Consider the following 19,513-nt stretch of genomic DNA (forward strand, 5'->3'; position numbering starts at 1 on the left):
TACATCACACCGCACTGCCCGCAGCACAACGGCATGGTGAAGCATGTCATTCGCACGTTGAAGGCGCAGTGCGCGTATCGGCATCGCTTCAAAACACAGCCGCACGCGACGCGCATGATTGGCGGATGGCTCCAGTTCTTGAACCACCGTCGCCCCCATCAGGCGCTGGACATGAAGACCCCCGCCGAGGCATATGCTTTAGCGGCCTGACCAGCACAGGAAGTGCTTGGCCATTACACACGCTCAAACGTTGGCCTTGAACGAAGACCGCGAACGCAATGACGGTGACCTCAGCCTGTATGTGTTCACACTTACTGACCACAGATCTCCAACAACGTGACCGAATCATTCAACAGGCCGTCCGGCAGCCGACAGCGCGCGCTACTGCCGCAGCTCGATCAACCGATACTGCTTCTTGTCGCCCAAGCGCGGAGCCTTATCGTCAATGCGGGCGCACAACCGGTCCTCACCGCACGGCATGACATCAGAGTGATTGAGCGCATCCAGGTAGGTCACCTGCGATTTCAATTCGTCGTAACGGGTGGCGTAGTGGCCATAAAGCATTTCATACGTCCCGACCAGGGCAACCACGGAAAGCAGCAACGAAACACACGCCCCAATCCAAACCCAACGCAGGATCGAAGCGAAGTCGCGACGGTTGGTCTGCAAGGTCCGCACGGTTTGGTCGGCTTCCGTGGCGATGCCTTGGACTTTTTGCCGGCCTTCGGCCAAGGAGGGTTCCAGACCCGCCCGCGCCGCGCTCTCGACCTGACCGCTGACTGTTCGTAACCAACGGGTGGTCTGCTCTTCCATGATCGTAGGCAAGCGTTGTTCCAGCCGGTCATCGCGCTGGTCCATGCGAGCGACTACCGCCAGCAACTGCTCCGTCAATCGCTTGAATTCGTCGTCGTTCATGCGTGCAACCTATAAGCAATGTCAGCGCCCGAGGGACTGTCCCTGCTGCTGGGACTGGGCGATTTGTTGTTGAACGTTCTGCTGCACTTGGGCCTGGCGTTGCGTCTCCTGCCCCATCTGCTGATAGGCGTGTTCCGGCGGCGTCTGCATGGCCTGCTGAACGTTGGTAACGCTGTGTTTGGACAGCATGTCGTGGGGGCCGCCCTGAGTAGCTATGACCTGGTTCTTATCGCCGCCGAACTGCACCTGATCGACTCGGGTCATACCCTGCTTGCGCGCATCGTTGGCCACGCTCGCGGTAAGGCGATCGAGTTCCTGGTTACCGATATAGGTTCCAGCCCGTTCGTGCAGTGTCTCCACTTGCTTGCGAATACTCTGATTCATGGCGTGGTCCGGGTGCCCCGCATCGCGTGGATCGCGGGGGTTCTGGGCACGCTCGTGTTCCCGCTGCTGCTGTTCCTTCGCCGCCGTCTCCCTGGCACGCCCATAACTCGCCTGCCATTCAGGGGTCTCGTAGACATGCGCCACTTCCTTCATCACCGCCGTCCGGTCCCCTGCCTGCATGGCCTTGTCGAAGCGATCAATCTTGGCGGACATCTCGTGGAAGAACGCCGAGGGTGCCTCGGCAACATGCGGCGGCGTGTGCGAGGCCGCCGGGTTGACTGCAGCATGATCGGGTGTCGCCGCCGGTGCAGGCTGGACTGGCGCTTGTTGATGCATGGAGGTTTGCTGCAACTGCGCGTATTTATCCGCGATCAGTTGACTGCCATAGGCCGCGTTGGATTGCATCGCTTCCTGCTGCAGTTTGCCCACGCGCGCCAGTTCCGCACCGTCGGCTTTGACCGTCATCGTCACCGGCATGTCGAAACCCACGGTGGTTTCTTCGCGGCTGAAATGACCTTTGCCATCGGCGGTCCAGGTATGGCCAGTCGCAGGATCTGTGATCTGGGTTTCGCTGGGCCGTTTGAGTTCCTGGGTGACAACTTCGGGCAAGGGCCCATTTTTGTTCCAGCCCTTGCCGTAGTAATCAATCACATAGGCTTGCGACACACTCTCGGCGTAATGCGCGTTGTTGTATTGGCGGTTGGCGGCAAGCTGATCCAACTGTTTGGCGGTTTTGGCGTCGGCCGGTTCGCTGATGGTGATGGGCCGCCCAAAATCGTCGGCCTGAGGCAGCCCCGGCGTCGTCTGTTGCACCTCTTTCGTCCAACCCCCACGAGAAGCGTGCCATTCAGTGCCGTCGAGCGTGATGTTTTTGGTGTCCTGCGTGACGGGGTTGGCCAGCGCCAACGCCGTCACCGCCGTGGTGCGCTGGTAATCCAGGGTGGAGATCTGATCCGCAGGGGCGTGGATCGTGGTGCTTTTGATCGTCGGCAGGTCATAGCTGCTTAAACCAAGATGGTGCTCGGTCTGAGTCCACTGGCCTTTGTCGTAGGCGTAGGTCACCCCATTCGTGCCAGTCTGGTGATTGACCTGATGCTCGTTGTAGGCGGTGGCGATCTTGTCGCCTGCGAACGCGCCGACCACGCCTCCGACCGCACCCGTGACCAGCGCACCGGGCCCCGACTCCGAACCGGCCACGGCACCATAGGCTGCACCGGCTGCAAAGCCACCGATGAGCCCACCGGCCGTGCGCCCCTCGTACTGGTGCAGCAAGGCATCAGCGCCGAACTGGTTGCCCTTGGCGCTCAGGGCCTGATATTGCTGCGCGGTCTGGTAGGCGTCGTAGGCCATCGCCGCACCACCGACGATGCCCACACCCTTGACCACATTGGGGTGGATGCGCACCGCATAGTCGAGGCTTGCCGCTTGGGCGGCATTACGCTCCACGCCTTCGACGACGTTCAACGCACTGCGTTCGGTCAACAGCCGCTGCGCCGTGCCCGGGGCCACCTTGGGGTTATGAGCGAGTGTATCGGGCAGCTTCTCGTGCCATTGGGCTTGTTCTTTCCATCGCTGATTGAGGTCACGGGTGATCTGGGGATCGCTCAGCCGTGCCTCGCGGGCCTCATTCATCACCTGTCCCGGCAACCGGGCATCGGTGCGGCTGTCGTAGAGCTCTTTGCCTTCACGGGTGAAGAGGCGGATCGGTGCATCTGTCTGCGCGCGGATCGTGTCCAGGCTGGCCGGCACCTTGTCGTAGATGGCATCGCGTGCGCCGGCCGGCACATAACGACCAGAGCCACTCTGATCGAGCGCTCTGGAAAACCGGCTATCGACACCGTGCTCGCTTTCCAGCTTGTGTGCCGCCACGGCGCGCACTTCGACGTCATAACCCTTCGCTTGAAGATCCTTGATCAGCTCCGATGTCCACTGTCCATTGCTCAGCGTGGTATCGAAGATGATGTTTTTCTTACCGGCGACGGCCGCATTGCGCAGTTCGTCGGCCCATTGGCTGGCGTCGGCATGGGTACGGCCAGACCAAGTGTAGGGGTTGGTAGATTGGAACTCTTTGAGGTTGGGGTGATATTCGCGGAGCGCATCGGGGTCGATCGTGACGGCAGTATTCGCAAGCTCGTTGTCGGCAGCGCGTGCCAATCCACCTTTACCAGAACCCGGCTGCCCTCCCAGGATGATGGCTTTGGGATGTTCGTAGGATGTCTTTTGCAGCAAGCTTTGGGGAGCGATTTTTTCCTCGAAGATACGTGCATGGGTTTCCGAGTCGAGCTGATCGGCAGAGGCATTCATTCAAACGCCTCCATGGGCTTCAAAGTAGGCCCAAAGATCGTTCATCGCCCCCATGTTGCCTCGGGCATATCCAATGGCAAATTCTTTTTCTTTTGCCTTCTGAATCGCCTGCTCATTGCCGCTGTTTTCAGCGGATCTGAGTTTGACACCGGCTTCGGAGTAAAAAGCCCCAAGCATGTCTTTAAGAAGCCAAATGGCCTCGTCAAACGGCTGCAATGGCTTCGGGTTCTTAGTAAAACTGTTCAGGGCATCCTGAAGCTCTTGGATTAATTCGGGATAGTCCTTCAACATCTCCCGCAGTTTTTCCGGGACGGGCGGGGGCGGAAGCTTCGACATCACAGCGCTTCTTGCTCAACAGAGGAAGGGAAGAATGCTAATACGTTCGGGGCAGACATTGATTGCTGCTGGCAACACGGATACCGCGTTCACTGGCCACGGCGCGACCTTGCGTTGGCCGGTGATAACACTGACGGCATCCGGCGTGGAGTGACTGCAATCACCAAGAGGAAAGCTCATAAACCGGCATTCCGTGCGGTTGACGAAAGAATACCGTAGCACCAGGCACGCCAGTGCTGCAATCATTCTTCCTGCATGTTGATCGTTGTTGGTTGCAGCATGCCAGGCTGAATCTGCTCACAGGATTAATGGTAAAGCGCGTTGAACCGTTGATTCCCGTGCGTCAACGCGAGGCTGGCAAGGACTATGTGCGTCAAGCCGGTGGCGGACGTAAGCTCAAAGAGAAACGACCTTCATAGCCGCCTCCCTTTTCGAGGTTCGCACGCTTCCCTGTCGGCTGAAGGTGAGCATGCTCCTGATGGAACCGTTGAAATCGAAGCACTATCGCTTCGTCCTGCAGCGTTAAATGCTCGCCGCTCCCCACCGTTTTCAATGCCGCGAGGTTGACACCTTCGCCTAAGCAAAACGTCTGTACCAATCGCCAGAATGGTATGGCGTGATCGATGTGCAGATCTGCATGTTTGGCAATGACCTCGCCCGTCAAGGCACAGGCGACAGGAAGCGTGAGCGACCGCCGGAACGCCATGAGTTGGGGACGCACGGCGAACCGTAATGCCTCAGTGGCCCGTGAGCGGTTCGTCGGTGTCTGACCATCCAGACACACCTTATAGGAGAACCGTTCCTCGGTACCATCGACGCGGATTAGTTTGAATCCCTTGCCCAAACCCCGCTCGTTTCTCGCGATCACGAACGATGCCACGCCTGCCCCGATTTTCTCGCTGGCGCGCGGATGAAACAGCAGCAAATACTGCAACTTTTCGATCGCCACCAAGTTCGTGATCGGTCCATCGGATGCGCTATCGAGGTACGACTTCAGCCTGGCTTTCAGTGCTTCCTTGGACGAGTATTCGTAAGGTCCGAGTTGAAACATTCGCCGGTTCTCATGCCATGCGATTCGCCCGGCCAACGTCGGGACAAAATCGGAGTTTCCCAAGAGCTTTCTCGCCCAATACAGTAGACGGCCTGCGCTTCGCCGACACCGGTGGGCGGATGGCGTGAGGGGTTGAGGCGCTGGGCTTCGATCTGGTCGATGATGTCGCGCAACGCGCGGGCGTCGGTGAAGATGGCGTGGCCCAATAGGGACAGCGTGTGATCGGCCAGTTCGGTGGCGTGGCTGGTGGTGATGACGTCGCCGTGGGCGGTGATCATGTCGATCAGCCGGTTGAGCGTGTCGACCTGGTCGAGGGTGATACCGAAGCGGTGGTGCTCGCCCGTGTCGTATGGCATCGACTCGGCGGCATAAGGCGTTTCATCGGCGGCAGGCGCCGCGTCGCTTTCGGCGCGATAGGCCGGAAAGGAGAGATCGCTCAGCACCAGACCCATCTGCTCCACCAGAAATTCCAGGCAGATCGCGACCTGCTCCGCATTGATCTTGGGGAGCCCTTCCTGCTCGGCATCTGGCATGCGCGGCTGCGCGATATGCGAGAGAAACTCCGCGTAGTCGCGCAGCTTCTGCAGCCGGCGCTGGCTGTTCTCCGGCAGAAAATAACCCATCGTGTCCCGATCATCCGCATCGAACGTTGACATGGCCGCCTCCTGATTCCACCCATCGAAGTGCCCGTCCACGGCATGACGACGGACGGGAAGTCGGGAGGCTAGAAACCGCTACAAGCCGGCGGGCGTATTCCCCTTGCGGGTGTTGTATTAGCCGCCCTCCCGACGCAGGCATCACGTCGGTTGTACCCACGGATGCAGGCACAAAAAACCCACCGGTTTGACGGAGGTGGGTACCGCTTGTAGAGGAGTTCCTAGGCTCCTTGGGGTAGAAGTCTGCTATCGCGGTGGGTGGTGTCAATCGCTATGCGCAGAGAGTCCAAACGAGTGAAACTCTGGCCACTTCGTTGTTCAGTGGTGATCATTCCAAAACTTGGTTGCACGGTCACTTTGACCAGCGTCTGCTTTTGTGGATCGGATAACGACCGAGGACGGATCACGTTGTCGCAGTGGTCAACATGCCACCTACTTCGACCAGCTTCCGAGCGCTCAAAACCGAACTAACTACATCATCAATAGTGGAGCGGACCTGAGCGCTTGTGTTGCGGATCCCCAGGCCACGCGCCACAGCTTGGATGACTTGCTCACGGGTCGCCCCGAAATTTTGACGCACCACGAGGAAGATAGCGGCTTCGATTTCGCTGGGCGGCAGCATCTCCGCTTTTCGCAATGCGATGACAGTCACTTCTGAACGATCGCGAGGCACCGGCACGAAATCTGGCAACGACAGGAACTGTCCCCGGCGGGTAATGCGCCCCAGCCGCACAGCAATGTCCACCGAGTTGCGCACAGCTTCCTCGATGCGCCCACCGGTTCGCTTCAAGCCCCAAGCATCTCGAATGCGAGTGGTGACCTGTTCCATATGAATTGGGCCTTCCACGGTGACGGCCTGAACTACCAGGTCCGTCAAGATACCGGGCGGTGTTTCGTGGAGATCCTCTGTTCGGTGCGTCGGCCTTTTGAGGATGACCTCTTCATAGGGAGAAAATGCGGTGTCCGCCCCACTGACTTCGGGGCTCTCCTCACGCTCGACATAAGGAGCCTCCTCATCCAATTGCTCGGTGAGCACGACGTCATCTTTGTGCTCATCGAACTCCGCTTTCGCCGCCTCGATACGCCGGATGACCAGCTCCAATTGTTCGGACGGTCGTTGAAACCAGTCGGTGCTCCAGATCCGATGAATGGTCCAGCCATGATCTTCCAACACGGCCTGACGCAGGCGATCACGATCTCGGGCGGACTTTGCGCTGTAGTAAGCGGCACCATCGCACTCGATGCCCAGTAGATACCGTCCGGGTCGGTCGTTGTCGATGATGGCCAGATCAATGAAGAACCCAGCGATACCGACTTGAGCTTGAACCTCATAGCCACGCGCGCGCAACGCGTGCGCGACCTGCTCTTCAAACACGCTGTCAAAATCTTTGCCGGTATGTTCAGCGGTAAATAGCTTGCCTGTGCGGGCATATTGGAGAAAAAGGCGAAACGCCGAGACTCCCTTTTTCCCCGCAGCAAAGCTTGGGTCGATATCTTCGTCTGTCATCGAGGCGAACACATCGCAGCGCCGTTTCGCACGACTGATCAATACGTTCAAACGTCGCTCACCGCCCTCCGACCCTAGAGGGCCAAACCGCATGGGTACGTGCCCGCCCGTGATCGAACGACCATATCCGACCGAGATGAAGATGACATCGCGTTCGTCACCTTGGACGTTCTCCAAGTTCTTGACGAAGAAAGGTTCCGCGCGATGGGCTCTGAAGAAATCCTCCACGTCAGCGGGCAATCCACGGCGAAGAATTTCTAGCTCATCAATAATGGCGCGACGCTGGGCAGCGGAAAACGCAGCCACACCCAGTGAAAGCTTCGGGAAGTTCCGTGCGTGAGCGATAATCGCCTGGGCGACGACCTTGGCTTCAATCAAGTTGTTCCGCTTGTTCCCAGTGTCGAACAGACCATCCGGCACATAGTGGAACTGAAGGCCACCACCACTGTCGGCCGTATACGGGCTAGGCACAATGAACAGTTTGTTCTCGTAGAACTGCTGATTGCTGACGGCGATCAAAGACTGATGGCGACTGCGGTAGTGCCACCGAAGCATGCGCATCGGCAGACCTCTCGCCGTAAACAACCCGAGGATGCTTTCGATATCGGCAACCGGCGCGCCGACATCGTCGTCGTCATCGTCGTCGGTGGTCGCTGTCATCTTCGCAAAGAAGGCGGTTGGCGGTAACTGCTTTGGATCACCCACGACAACCACTTGATTGGCGCGCGCGACAGCGCCCAGCGCGTCGACCGGCTGGATTTGACTGGCCTCGTCCATGACCAAGAGGTCAAACGTCATGGCGCCGGGCGGCAGGAACTGAGCCACCGAAAGCGGACTCATCATGAAAACTGGCTTCAAGGCTCGCAATGCCGGCCCCGCGCGCTCAATGAGCTTGCGCACTGGCATGTGACCTTTCTTCTTCTGAATTTCTCCCCGCAATACGCCAAGGGGACCTACCGCACCTCCATCCCTGGGCGGCACAGCGCGGTAGTGCGCTTTGACCACTTCCACTCTCGCCGCGCTGATGCGTTCGCGATCCAACGCGGCAAATTCCCGAACCAGTCGACCGTGCGTGGCACCATCAAATCGGCCAAGGTCGGGCCAGGCACGAACCATGCGCGTATAGGTGGCTTCGAAATAAGCCATTTCGAAGCTCTTGATCATTTTGGCTGGTGCCAATCGACCATCGCCCAATCGGGAAACCAAATCACCGCAACCCAACTTGGTCGCTTCTGCGGCACGATCTCGATAGGCCACCCAACGAAAGAGCTGCTCATGCTCGTTGTCCCATCGGTCGAGACGCCAGGTGACGGTCGCGATGGCGGCTTCCTCTGCCTCGGAGACGCCGATGGAAGCCATGAGTTCCAGCTTTAAATCAGCGGCAATGGCATTAAAGCTCGTGAGCGCAGTTGCCTTAGCCGCCGTCAAGAACTTCACACGCGGAAGCAGGCTGCCTCGCTCGCCGACCCGGCCGGCCAACGCGCGAATGTCTGGATTGCCATCCATCCATTGAGCAGCCGCGGTCAAACCCGCCCAGTCGGAAACTTCACCCTTCCAAGCTTCACCAAAAGCGTCTTGCCCCAAGACCGACTTGGTTCGGATAGCTGCCCGCGCCACCTGCCCCGCAGCAAGCTGATTTAGAAGACCTACCATCTGCCCAACATTCTCCGGCAGATCTGTCGCAACGTTCCGAACTGACGCACGCGCTTGCGTGTATCGCACCGCCAATTGAAGCAGTGATGGCAGGTCTGCTTTTTCAACACCTGGCACTTCCCCCACGTTGCTAGCCGGAAGGTTAGCAACACAGGTCCACGCTTCTTGAAGCGGGGATCCTGCCGACGACCGTAGTTGCGCCAGATGCTTTGAGCGCAACGCGATGTCACTTTTTTCTGGGCTTCTGGACGCGATGATGCGCGGCTCCGCACCCAATCCCTTAAGCGAGCGCATCCATTCGACCAGCGAAATCATGGATGCCGACGTTGAACGTTCGCCACGCCAGTCCGTTCCGAAGGCACTACGACCGAACGCATCTTCCGCTTGAATGCTGCGCTTTGCCAACTGACCTCGGGCCAGTGTGTCCAAGAGTGCCAAGGTAATTGGCAATGGTTGATTGGGAACGGCCACTACCGACTGAACCAGTCGATTGGCGCGGCGCCAATCCCCGCTTAAGAAACGAAAGATGCTCGTTCCCCCTGCGGCCAGTGACGTGCGCGTCGAAGTGAGGTCGATATCCCAAGCCATGTCCGAAAGTTGAGTGCCAATGGTTTTGCGTGCGGTTTCAAGCGCTGAAACCTCGGCTGCTAAGTCGCCTGCACGCTCGACGCCACCATCCCACAAATCGGACGCAAACGTCTCTGGGCTTGCTGGCGGCGCCGATGCGACACGCTCCCCGATACGCGTGAGCAACTCCAGATCCACCAACGTCGAACCGGTTTCCCGCCCAAGCGCACGGGAAAGCGCATCGGCCTCAGACAGTAGACGCGGCAGCGCGATCGCAGCCTCTTCCAAGCATTGGAATTGCGCCTGACCGAAACTATTAGGGAGCTCGGACAGCGCCTGGCGCATCTCCGCTAAATCCATATCCCAGGCAGCGCTGTCCACCTTGCCGTCGAGCGCTTGATGCGCTTGTTCGTAAGCTCGGCCCTCGCCAAGCAGCTCACTGATGCCGTCACCGTTGAGCCACGCGTCGTTCGACATAGCCTCCATGGAAAGGGACGGCGCTTCAGCGATGCGCTGGCACAGTTCGGCCAGTGGGGCGATATCGGCAAAACGTTTTGGCGGATCCAACTCCACGAGCATCGCGCTCTGCTCAATATGCGTGGATGCGTTGGCTAAGTGTGACCTTAGAGATTGAATCCGTGCGACCAAGCGCTCGACATCTGAAGGGGTGATCGCGTCGAGCTCCACACCGACCCATGCGTGATCAGCAGGCTTGCCGATTTCTTCGACACGCGACGCAAGATCTGCCAGTAAATCTCCACGCATTGCGAAGCCATCACGGCCCCATTGCTCAGGTGATACCAACACCAGATCGTTGGCTTTCTCACCTTCCGCTCGCAGCCGCGTCAGATGCCCCATCACCTGATGGGCAGACAGGCCGGATGCGTTCTCTTGTTGGTGTAACCGGCTGACATGTGCGTTGAGCGCATCACGCGCCTCCGTCAATCGCGCAAACAAAGTGCCAGGATCTTCACCGCGTGGTGCGCCCAATTCCCAAGTTCGGCGCAACTCTTCCAGGACTGCACGTTTGTTGGTTTTGTTGCTGTGGAGCTCAAGGCACGCATCACCGACGCCCTTCTCGTCGAGACGTCGTTTAACAACCTCCAATGCGGCCATTTTTTCAGCCACGAAAAGGACGCTCTTTCCATCCTTAATGGCCGAGGCAATGATGTTAGCGATGGTCTGACTTTTGCCGGTTCCCGGTGGTCCTTGGATGACTAAGTCGCGGCCGCGCCGCACTTCGAAGATCGCCAATGCCTGCGAGCTATCGCAGTCCAAGATATGGAGCATGTCCGGGGGAGGAATGAACGGATCAATATTGGCGTCTTCGTCCGCCATACCTTCTCCGCCAGTGAACCCGTCGGAAAGCAGCCCTCGAACCAATCGCTGATCACTGATCTTCGCGTTCTGAGGCCAGATGGCAGGATCAAGATCTCGATACATGAGGAACTTTGCAAACGAAAAGAAGCCCACAGACAGGTCGTCGACCAGCACATCCCAATCCGGTTTGGATACAACGCTTGCCTTGACCTGTTCCATATAGGGCAGCGGATCGAATGTGTCGCTCGCCTCGAAGGCTGGGAGGCGAAGCTGGTGGACGCGGTCCAGATATGCCTCAAGCGATAGGTTGGAGGCAAAGTCTTCATGCCTTGCGCGCAGGTTGAAGCGCTCACCTGCGTTGCCGCGATCCAGTGTTACCGGCACAAGCAGTAGCGGCGCGTATCGGATATTGGCGGCATTGTTCGGATCAACCCACTTCAATGCGCCCAGGCTCAAGAACAGGACATTGACGCCCTGCTCCTCCTCTAGAGTTTTCGCATCCAGATAAAGCTCTAGCAGGCGCTTCTGAAGTCCCTTGCCGGTTAACCGCGTTTGAAGCCGAGTGTCCGCGTGGCGTCGAAAAATGCCGCGCTCATCGAGCGACACGTCTTCTGGCTGGGCCAGCTCGGTGATTTCGTCCGCATCCTTGACGTTTTCTGATGCATCTGCGCTCTCAGAGGTCGCAGGCTCAATCCCATCGCCTTCCGCGGCTCGGCCTGCGACGAAGGTAAACGCCTTGCCTTCGCGGACCAGCAATCGGAACACTTCGCTGGTTTTCTCGTCGACTATCTCGATGGAACGACCTTTATTCGCTCCTCGCGGCATATTCAAGAGCCGGTTGCGTGCTGACAAGTCCAGCAGTTCCCGACGGGCTCGATCCAACTTCTCGCCTAACGGCAAGTTACTTTGAAAAATGGCGCCTTCTTGGATCGCAGCCGCCCCAGTCTCTCCAAATTCCATCTCTATCCCCCTCTCCCGCCAACCATAAGAAGCATCATTCGTGCCGCAACGGAGGCAATACATGTCTCCGATGGGTAGGTCTGCTCCAGTCTACAGCTACAGCTAAGGGGGGCCGGCAAAGCGGGGTAGAGCCACTTAATTGTCTTGCCAACGTGACGGATGGGATTGCTCGGCTCATCCTGAGCCTCAACCCTTCGCGCTGTGCGCTACGAGGCCAGCCTGCGGCTGTCCTTGTTGTTCCAGACAATTTTGTCGAAGCCGTGGGTTCTCATCCAATCGTATCCCCAGAGATTCAGCTCCACACACGTCACACAGGCCCTTGCAACACCGTGTTTCTGAGAGGCGCTGACCTCACTGGTTGACCACGGTCCGGGAAGGCTATCGCCTTGGCCCATCCTCCAGCAACCTGCCCAACACGCAGCCTTCAAGGCACACACTCCCGCAGAACACTCAGGTCACGAGTGCGCGTGTCAACCTGGCCGACCGCGACTTCTTGTGCTAAATCTCAAAGCGAATATCGGGAACATCCTGGCCAATCAGAGCGAAGAACTGTCGCCAGTCGGCAATGGCTTGAACGAAGAGGTCTCGCGCATCCCATGGCTGGTTGCCCACGAGGACCCTGACGTCGAAGCATATTGGTCCCTGAGTTCCTGGGGGCATCCATTCGATGGGCTGCACCTCTATCGCGCGCAGATCCGGCCTCGGCCGTGACGTCGCCTTCGCGTGTTTTCCAGCTGTCGCCAACGTTCGACAAATGTCGAGAGCATCAAACTTTTTGGAAAGCTCATCTGCGAATAAGGTCAAGCGCTGCCGCTGGTTCGCCTTCTGCGAAAAGTCCACGCCGGGAAATGCGGAAGCGATGAGGGCCAAGAACTCATCGCCCGCATCCATATGCTCCTCGAAGACCCAGTCGTGCAGATGCCAGATGGTCCATGCCGCGTTGAGAGCGCGGAATCCACGCACAGCCATGTCTCGGTCCGACGATCGCGTGGCGGTGAATTCGGCCACTTCGAAATACATCTTCCGAAACATATCTCGGCACGTGCGGACACCGAAAGTCTGCTCTCCGTGAGGCATCTCTGTTGTTGATGTCGAGCCTGATTCCATGACTCTTCCTTCGAATGCGACCCGCTCATGGGCACATTCATGGGCACATATAACTACCACAGCCCCCACTCGGTTTTGGTGTCCCCGTGGCGGTAGCCTGTCGACACGCCTATTCCGACGGTTTCGCCGCCATCACGGCAGTGACGTTGGCCTTCGCCATGTTGGAATCAATGAATGCTTGATAGCTCGCGGCCGAATCGACCACGCCGAACCACGGCGACGACAGCTCGATGAGTTCTATCACAACGGCATTGCCCTTCGGCGTGCAGACGGGCTTTCCGACCACGCAATAGGCGATGACGTGCTCGCCCACCTTGACCCCGTTCGCATACAACATCTTTTCCGGCAACTGGGGCAACGCGTTCAAATCGCCAAGAGCTTGGTTCTTGATGCTCTTGATGCCGCCATCGAGCAGTGCCCGCACGCGCGCCAGGTCATGCTCTGCTTCGGCCACCTCTTGGAAACGAAAGCTCGCCTCGTGTGCCAGACCGCCGCGCCTGGCAATCAGGCTGAGCGTCTCAAAGGCGTCAAATAGATCGTCAAAGTCTTCATAGGGCGAACCGCGTTCGCGAGGAAGCATCGGCAATTCACCGATGTTGGGGTTACCGTCGATGCCCAAGCGCACCGTTCCCCGTCTCGCCTTAACCAGCTTCATTGCTCGCCAATATTCTAACCATTGATCGACGATCCCGTCGGCCTCGCCGGGCGTGAATGTGAAAGACAGGTTGTTCTCGGCCGAGTCGATGTCCATGAACACCGAAAACCACTGGAATTGCAGGCGCATCTTTCTGGCCAGCCCGGGCGGCGTGATGCGCGCCGTGCCACGGAACACCCCGCGTTCTCCGATCTCCTCATCTGCGAATACGGCTGTGCATTGGCGCGTTGAAGCATGCTCCACGGACATCACCGCCATCTCGCTGGTCGTATCGACGATGGGAATTCCGAATCGATTCTCCGTCACCACGATGTTCCTGACTTCGACTTGGCTGACCAGCCCCAGAAACATGTTTGAAAACGCTTGCAGGTCCTCTGCATTGACCTCAAAACGACTGGCATATGCATCCTCCCCATACCCCAGCTCGTCCAGTTCCTTCTTTTTCTTCGCCGTGTAGCCATGGATGTCATCGCCAATGTGTGTGCGAAGACGCTCCACGAGCGCCACCCCTGTCATTGCGATGCGCTCCTGTTCCGTCGGCGAGAAGGAAATCTTCTTCCCCTTCATGTCCTCGTCGGACGCATCGGGCCCCAACTCGCGCAGCCGTTTCAAGATGGCTGATAAGCGGTCGCCCGCGATGTGCATGAGATAGCCACCGGTGAATTCCAGCGCTTCGGAGACCTTGAACATCGAGATGAACGAGGGCATGAGGTCTTTTGCTAGACGCTCGGCCATTTTCAGCGAAAGCGTCACCGACGGTGTGGAGTCCATCACCGTCTTCTGCTGCACCCGACATGCCTGGGGGCTCCCGCGATGGTCAAGACTCCGTCTCTCGTTGACCGGCATCGGAAAGTCAATGATGAAGTCCCAGCCGGCCTTATCCCAATCCAACGAGGCGTTGAAAGGCAAGTCGACGTCCGAACACATCTCTCGGAACCGGCTTTCCCCTTTTTTCCCGAGCGCGTCAGAATTCAGCATGGAGGCTCAGCGACCTGAAGCGCCGTGCTCGAATCGAGCGGACCGCGCGGCTTTCAGTGCATCGTCCAGCGGCATCAACCGTGAACCCTTGTCGTTGCATGAGCAATTGTCCTTCATGGTGGAATAGACCTCGTTCATCAGACTGATCCGCCCACAGCTGTCGCAACGCAAGAACATGTCCTTGTAGCCCCACGCCACATCGTCCGTGTAATCGTCTGACGCCTCAGCGTGGCGCGGACGAAGAACTTGCAGGCCGATGGTGTCCAGGCAGGACCATTCGTCCGGGTCGGGCGTTGGGCCTTCTGCAATAACGACCCGGCAACCCATTTCATCAGCAAACCGACGAAAGAAATTGAGATCGTATTCCGGCCGGCCCTTAACTTCAAAGTAGCAGTCGAGATCAGGCAAATAGAAATCCGGTAAATACGGAGTTCCGTCCACCACGTATCCCTCGGGCTCGTATTCCCACCTGATTTTTGCAACGTCGAAGAAAACGGCCCACCGCGCTTCCAAGCGACTGCGAAAATGATAGCCCTTGTATCGGGTCTGGATCACTTTGATAACCATCTTGATAACCGCCTCCGTCTGGTTGACTTGGTAAATCGCCGGAACTTGCTGTCCAGATCATTCCGCTCGAAATGGGAAACCGGGACGGAGGAAGTTAAACGAAAACGTAGATCATCATGCCTGATGCAGAGCCGTTCATAGTTGAAATCGAGCCATGATCTCAACCGACGCATTTATTACGGCTCGTAAAAGTGGACGGAGCGAATGCATCGCAAGATCCCACAGCGATTCACGCCCTCTGTGTTACATAGCGTGGGAATCCGAGGAACGCGAGGCGTGGGGAGCGCTGCCTGGCGTAAGCTTGTGTCGGTTTTGAGTGCCGCAGGCTGGCACTGGATGCGATGGCGGTCGGACGCGGTTGACTGCGCGTTTTAACTTCCTCCGTCCCTTTTAAGGTGCTGTCCCCTTTAAGGTGCTGCGGCTTAACTGTCATGCAACGTCCGCTTGGGAGTCACTTTCAGCCGCTCGCAACTTTTCCGCGCTTCAGCGTCCTAGCGCCCCATCGCTGGCCCTTGCTGCTGCGGCTGTTGAACCTGCATCGCCTGCTGCACTTGCTGCTGGACCTGCTGTTGCTGCTGATTGACTTGCTGCATCGCTTGGGTGTGTTGCTCAACCGGCGTGTGGACCGCTTGCGCTGTGGCGATGGGGCGCGCTATTTCCCTCGATGGCGACGCCGGGTCGCCTTGAACGGCGAACGCGTTTGCGCCGTCGATGCTCAGCACGACGTGGTCCACCCCGCTCAACCCGTGCGCCTTGGCACCAACCGCGACACCAGCAGCGAGGTTGGTGCTGTACTGGTCGGGCGTGCGGCCATGTTCGGCATCCAGGCGATGCACGGCACCCAGCGATTGTTGAAACAACATGTAGTCCGGGTGCGCCGGATGATTAAGCAGCACGGGGTGCGCGTTGATGGAATGCGCCGCGCCTTCGATGCGGCGCGAGGCTGCGTTGACCGTGCCGTGGTAGTCCTCCACGGCTTTGTCTTTGACCGCGCCAAGAAATTCACCCGTTTTCTTGACGTTGTTTTCGACTTGATGCACGACTGCCCCCGTCGCATCGATCACCGGTTTTTGAATTTCATACTCGATGTGCGCCATTTCTCGGGCGCGCTCGATCTGGCCACGGTAGTGCCCGATCATCACGCTGTGCTCGGCTGCCAGTGCCTCGTTTTGCGGCGTAAGGAGCGATTGCCCGGTCACGCTGTTGTTGGGCAAGAAGTTCCCCATTTTGTGTGCCTCACCCTGGATCTTCCCCAGAATGGGCTCGTCAGGCGTGATGGCGTTGAGCAGTCGGCTGTCGTGATAGCCGGCGCCCTGCAGAGCCTGGATGTCCTGTGGCACAGCATAGATCCGAACCTGGCCGAAGTGCGGGCTGGCCGCGCTCACCACGTCTGTCGCGCGGACGTGGTCAATGACCTGAGTACCGCCTTCGGGGATGCCCAGGCCGCTCAGACCCGCCGCGCCGTAGGCGTTGAAGGTTTCGCCCTTCAAACCATATTTGAACGCGTTCATTTCCGCTTCGGTGCCACCCAAAGAATGGCCGGTGACCGAGATCGACGGCGGATAGCCGTATTGCTCTGCTTTTTGGGTGGCTTGGGCGATCACTTTTTTAGTGAACGCATCGGCGTCAGGGCCCTGAGTATTGACCCCTTTGATGGCCATGGACACATCGGTGGTCAGCAGGTCCTGTTTGAACTCGCGGTCCATCTCTGTCCCGCGATAAGCAATCACTGTTGCATGCGTGCCATCCAATCGCTCATAAGCAGTGGCTTGAAACCCCGTTTTCGGATTGTCGGCGTGTGCGATGGGCTGATACCAAACTCCATTGAGTTCGACGCGTCGATAAGTCAGCACCTGACCATCCGGCGCTCTCTGATCGACCACGGGATCTTTGTAGACGTCATTGCTGATCGCGGCGTAGTCCGCCGTTCGAAGCGTCATTGCACATGCGCCTTCGTTTCAAATGTGACGGTGAAGGGATGATCAGAAGGTCGCAGCTTGCCACCTTCTTCAATGCCCGCGTCCACGCGCTCGGCGCTCGCATCGGCATAAGAAAGTCCCGAAAAATAAGTGGTCTGTGGCTTACCGGCGAGGATATTTTCCCAAGTGATTGAGGGCGGTAATGTCAGCTTCTCGTGCCGCAAATACATGGAAACCGCACTGAGCTTCCAATGGCACACACCCTTGCCGGAATAGTCCTCATCCTTGATTAGGTCGCTGTAAAACGTCCCCGTGTAGGTGTTTTCACCAACTTTCGTCAGTGTTAGCGGAACGCTTTTCCTGGGTTCGTTTGTCGCCCCACTTCCCGGGAGTGTCGGCACGCAAAACGGATCGGTGACATCGTAGAGAACATAGGTCTGCATCGAATCAAACGGTCCGGGGGCATCTTTGATCGTGACGGTCAGCTCGTAGCGCTTGGTCGGGTGCGGATTGAATTTGATGTCAGGTGTCGTCATGGTCGATGAGCCGCAAGCAGTGGTGACAAGGGTTGCCGATAAAAGCAGGCCAAGGAAAAGCTGTTTCGTCATGGATGGTTCTCAGTCGCAGGCACACCAATGGCGTCCGCGATCGTTGGGCCGGCAAATTCAGGTAGGTAAGCTGTGGCCTGACGTCGAGCATCGGGTGCTCTGACATCGGGTGTTTCCACGCGCAGCGCTGCGGCTGCGCTCGTAGTGACGTTCAACACCATCACGCGGCTCCGTGCGTCGGTGGTCCGAGTGTAACGCTTACTCGAACCGGCAAAAACCAACCGATGTACATTCAGAAAGCCCTACACGCAAAGCATGAAGCGCTCGGCACCATTGCCGAGTCGGGCCTTTGTCATCATCTTTTGAGCAATGCCGCCTTGCGAAGTCTATTTTTGACGTTGTCTACGCTGATAACGTCCAGCGCTGACATAACGAGGCGCGCGAGCTAAACGATTTTGGAAGGACGTGGCGATATCCAGCGATGGCGAATCAAGACGACAGGATGTTACTCCTGACGTCACGATGCGCAAATCGTGGTGCGACGGACTAACTCGCTCTCGGCCGGCGAGGTTGCCGCCGCCTGGACTCTTTGGCCTCGACACGTTCTTCAAAACGCCGGGCAAACTCCACGAAGGTGCCCAAGGATTTCTTAATGACCTGCAAACCCAATGCCGCATGCAGATCGCGCGGAACCGTCAGTCGGAAGTGCCACAAGCCGGTGGGATGACGAAGGAGATGATGAGCTAGACGCATGTCGTGTTGACCAACCGACTTGAAAAAGCGCCGTTCTCAAGCACATAAAAGCCCTGAAAAATCATGGCTTTGACGTACCTGGCGGAGAGAGTGGGAGGTGATCTCCCCAAGCCATCGCCTTGCCTGACCGCCCACATACCGTGGTGTGATGTGTGGAGTGATCTTGGAACCACCGAAAATACTTGTCAAACCAATCTCTATCAGAACCGAAGTGTCAAGTTGCTCGGGGGATCAGCACGCGTTATTGATGGACGCATGATCCTCTATCTAATACACATCCTCTCAGACCATCACGGTCCGCTTGTTCTCGAGTCATGGACACCGGTGCCTCTGTTGTATGACCAACTGAAGTCTGCAAAAGGTCGCACGCCTGCGCAATTGACGACACAGTTCACCGACGTGATCGCACGCAACGCCAATGGAACTGAATACGACTGTCGCGGATATGAAATTAAATTCGAAGCCCAGTCGGATTACTCGAACGACTTTTTTGCGCTCGTCCAAGGCGGCTGGCTCCCCTCTCAACTATCAGGGGCGCACTACATGCTGTTGCCTGATCGCAACGTCGTTGGTCGATTGGGCGCAAGACGCCGAGCATTGGATTCAGGGAAACCCGAAGACCTCCTGGATCTCCTCCTCGATATCGCTGTCACCGTTAACCCTATGGCGTACGCCATGGAAGGCGCGCAGGGCCACCAACCCGACGAAAACGAGGTCGGCCGCTTGTTGGAAAAAGCGCACAGTGAAATTAGACGCGCGATGCCAAACGCAAAGGTGTTACCGGATCTCGTCAGTGCTACCAAAGGCATGATGAATCTATTGGCCGACGAGCGTTCATCCCTCGAACGAGAACAGCACTTTTTGATGGAGGCCTTCCCATTGCTTCGGCCGATTCTCTCTGCCGGTAAACGTAAACCAGTGATCGCGGAGCTGCGGTCGATAGCCGAGAAAAACGAGGTGTCAGTCAAATCGTTTGCTTTTCTACTAGCGTGGCTGACCTTGGTTCTGCCCCAAGACAAAAACCCTGCATTTCGTATCCTGAAGCCTCATGAGCATCGAAACGCATCGGTGAAAGCCTACAACGCCCTTTCAGACGTACGACTTCTAAAATTGCTCACCTACGCTATCGCGCTGTTCCCGGACAAGCCTACCGCTGTGTTGACCGGAGACATTGGCCTTGCGCAGTTCTGGGTTGGACTCGGCGTTGATCAGATCGTCTTAAAGAACGGGCATCCCACTTTCACCATCGTTACCGATGGCGATTTCTTTTCTGAGGCATCTGAAGACGAGCTCAAAATATTCCAGTAATGGGTCATATTTCAACGCACATGCA

13 protein-coding genes are annotated in these 19,513 nt (G+C 57.7%); 2 read left to right on the plus strand and 11 right to left on the minus strand.

Going from position 1 to position 19,513, the window contains the following annotated elements; translation table 11 throughout:
- The first annotated feature begins 33 nt into the window (after positions 1 to 33).
- A complete protein-coding gene (locus HDE78_RS01520; RefSeq protein ID WP_255457544.1) occupies positions 34 to 210 on the plus strand; it encodes an integrase core domain-containing protein in 177 nt (58 codons plus the stop codon).
- Positions 211 to 381: 171 nt separating this feature from the next.
- On the opposite strand, the gene HDE78_RS20930 is transcribed toward HDE78_RS01520, so the two are convergent.
- From HDE78_RS20930 to HDE78_RS01580, 11 genes are all read right to left on the minus strand, one after another.
- On the minus strand, positions 382 to 915 hold the full coding sequence (locus HDE78_RS20930; RefSeq protein WP_255457545.1) for a hypothetical protein: 534 nt from the start codon (positions 913 to 915) through the stop codon (positions 382 to 384).
- Positions 916 to 936: 21 nt separating this feature from the next.
- On the minus strand, positions 937 to 3,603 hold the full coding sequence (locus tag HDE78_RS01530; RefSeq protein WP_179476755.1) for a zeta toxin family protein: 2,667 nt from the start codon (positions 3,601 to 3,603) through the stop codon (positions 937 to 939).
- Positions 3,604 to 3,939: a hypothetical protein gene (locus HDE78_RS01535; RefSeq protein WP_255457546.1), complete on the minus strand. Its 336-nt coding sequence runs from the start codon at positions 3,937 to 3,939 to the stop codon at positions 3,604 to 3,606. It abuts the gene before it with no gap.
- A 373-nt stretch (positions 3,940 to 4,312) separates the two neighbouring features.
- A complete protein-coding gene (locus HDE78_RS01545) occupies positions 4,313 to 4,990 on the minus strand; it encodes a DCL family protein (protein ID WP_179476757.1) in 678 nt (225 codons plus the stop codon).
- Positions 4,945 to 5,646, minus strand: coding sequence for a hypothetical protein (locus tag HDE78_RS01550; RefSeq protein ID WP_179476758.1), 702 nt, complete (start codon positions 5,644 to 5,646; stop codon positions 4,945 to 4,947). The genes HDE78_RS01545 and HDE78_RS01550 overlap by 46 nt, the downstream gene beginning before the upstream one ends.
- Before the next feature lie 403 nt (positions 5,647 to 6,049).
- A complete protein-coding gene (locus tag HDE78_RS01555; protein WP_179476759.1) occupies positions 6,050 to 11,653 on the minus strand; it encodes a DUF3320 domain-containing protein in 5,604 nt (1,867 codons plus the stop codon).
- Positions 11,654 to 12,151: 498 nt separating this feature from the next.
- Positions 12,152 to 12,760 (minus strand): hypothetical protein, encoded by a 609-nt coding sequence (locus HDE78_RS01560; RefSeq protein ID WP_179476760.1) that lies wholly within the window; start codon positions 12,758 to 12,760, stop codon positions 12,152 to 12,154.
- Positions 12,761 to 12,869: 109 nt separating this feature from the next.
- The gene (locus HDE78_RS01565; RefSeq protein ID WP_179476761.1) at positions 12,870 to 14,393 is read right to left on the minus strand and encodes a hypothetical protein; all 1,524 of its coding nucleotides are present in this window, start codon (positions 14,391 to 14,393) and stop codon (positions 12,870 to 12,872) included.
- A 6-nt stretch (positions 14,394 to 14,399) separates the two neighbouring features.
- A complete protein-coding gene (locus tag HDE78_RS01570; protein WP_179476481.1) occupies positions 14,400 to 14,960 on the minus strand; it encodes a hypothetical protein in 561 nt (186 codons plus the stop codon).
- Positions 14,961 to 15,451: 491 nt separating this feature from the next.
- Positions 15,452 to 16,900 (minus strand): XVIPCD domain-containing protein, encoded by a 1,449-nt coding sequence (locus tag HDE78_RS01575; protein WP_179476762.1) that lies wholly within the window; start codon positions 16,898 to 16,900, stop codon positions 15,452 to 15,454.
- Positions 16,897 to 17,487, minus strand: coding sequence for a hypothetical protein (locus tag HDE78_RS01580; RefSeq protein WP_179476763.1), 591 nt, complete (start codon positions 17,485 to 17,487; stop codon positions 16,897 to 16,899). The genes HDE78_RS01575 and HDE78_RS01580 overlap by 4 nt, the downstream gene beginning before the upstream one ends.
- A gap of 948 nt (positions 17,488 to 18,435) precedes the next feature.
- Here HDE78_RS01580 and HDE78_RS01585 point away from each other — a divergent pair.
- Positions 18,436 to 19,488, plus strand: coding sequence for a hypothetical protein (locus tag HDE78_RS01585; protein WP_179476764.1), 1,053 nt, complete (start codon positions 18,436 to 18,438; stop codon positions 19,486 to 19,488).
- Positions 19,489 to 19,513: the final 25 nt, after the last annotated feature.

It is taken from the genome of Rhodanobacter sp. K2T2 (assembly GCF_013408815.1).
Taxonomy (GTDB): domain Bacteria; phylum Pseudomonadota; class Gammaproteobacteria; order Xanthomonadales; family Rhodanobacteraceae; genus Rhodanobacter.

What these genes read in the sequence shown, in the direction of transcription:
- HDE78_RS01555 (WP_179476759.1), bottom strand. Translation starts at nt 11,653, where the DNA reads ATGGAATTTGGAGAGACTGGGGCGGCTGCGATCCAAGAAGGCGCCATT.
- HDE78_RS01535 (WP_255457546.1), bottom strand. Translation starts at nt 3,939, where the DNA reads ATGTCGAAGCTTCCGCCCCCGCCCGTCCCGGAAAAACTGCGGGAGATG.
- HDE78_RS01530 (WP_179476755.1), bottom strand. Translation starts at nt 3,603, where the DNA reads ATGAATGCCTCTGCCGATCAGCTCGACTCGGAAACCCATGCACGTATC.
- HDE78_RS20930 (WP_255457545.1), bottom strand. Translation starts at nt 915, where the DNA reads ATGAACGACGACGAATTCAAGCGATTGACGGAGCAGTTGCTGGCGGTA.
- HDE78_RS01545 (WP_179476757.1), bottom strand. Translation starts at nt 4,990, where the DNA reads ATGTTTCAACTCGGACCTTACGAATACTCGTCCAAGGAAGCACTGAAA.
- HDE78_RS01520 (WP_255457544.1), top strand. Translation starts at nt 34, where the DNA reads ATGGTGAAGCATGTCATTCGCACGTTGAAGGCGCAGTGCGCGTATCGG.
- HDE78_RS01575 (WP_179476762.1), bottom strand. Translation starts at nt 16,900, where the DNA reads ATGACGCTTCGAACGGCGGACTACGCCGCGATCAGCAATGACGTCTAC.
- HDE78_RS01570 (WP_179476481.1), bottom strand. Translation starts at nt 14,960, where the DNA reads ATGGTTATCAAAGTGATCCAGACCCGATACAAGGGCTATCATTTTCGC.
- HDE78_RS01580 (WP_179476763.1), bottom strand. Translation starts at nt 17,487, where the DNA reads ATGACGAAACAGCTTTTCCTTGGCCTGCTTTTATCGGCAACCCTTGTC.
- HDE78_RS01585 (WP_179476764.1), top strand. Translation starts at nt 18,436, where the DNA reads ATGATCCTCTATCTAATACACATCCTCTCAGACCATCACGGTCCGCTT.
- HDE78_RS01550 (WP_179476758.1), bottom strand. Translation starts at nt 5,646, where the DNA reads ATGTCAACGTTCGATGCGGATGATCGGGACACGATGGGTTATTTTCTG.
- HDE78_RS01565 (WP_179476761.1), bottom strand. Translation starts at nt 14,393, where the DNA reads ATGCTGAATTCTGACGCGCTCGGGAAAAAAGGGGAAAGCCGGTTCCGA.
- HDE78_RS01560 (WP_179476760.1), bottom strand. Translation starts at nt 12,760, where the DNA reads ATGGAATCAGGCTCGACATCAACAACAGAGATGCCTCACGGAGAGCAG.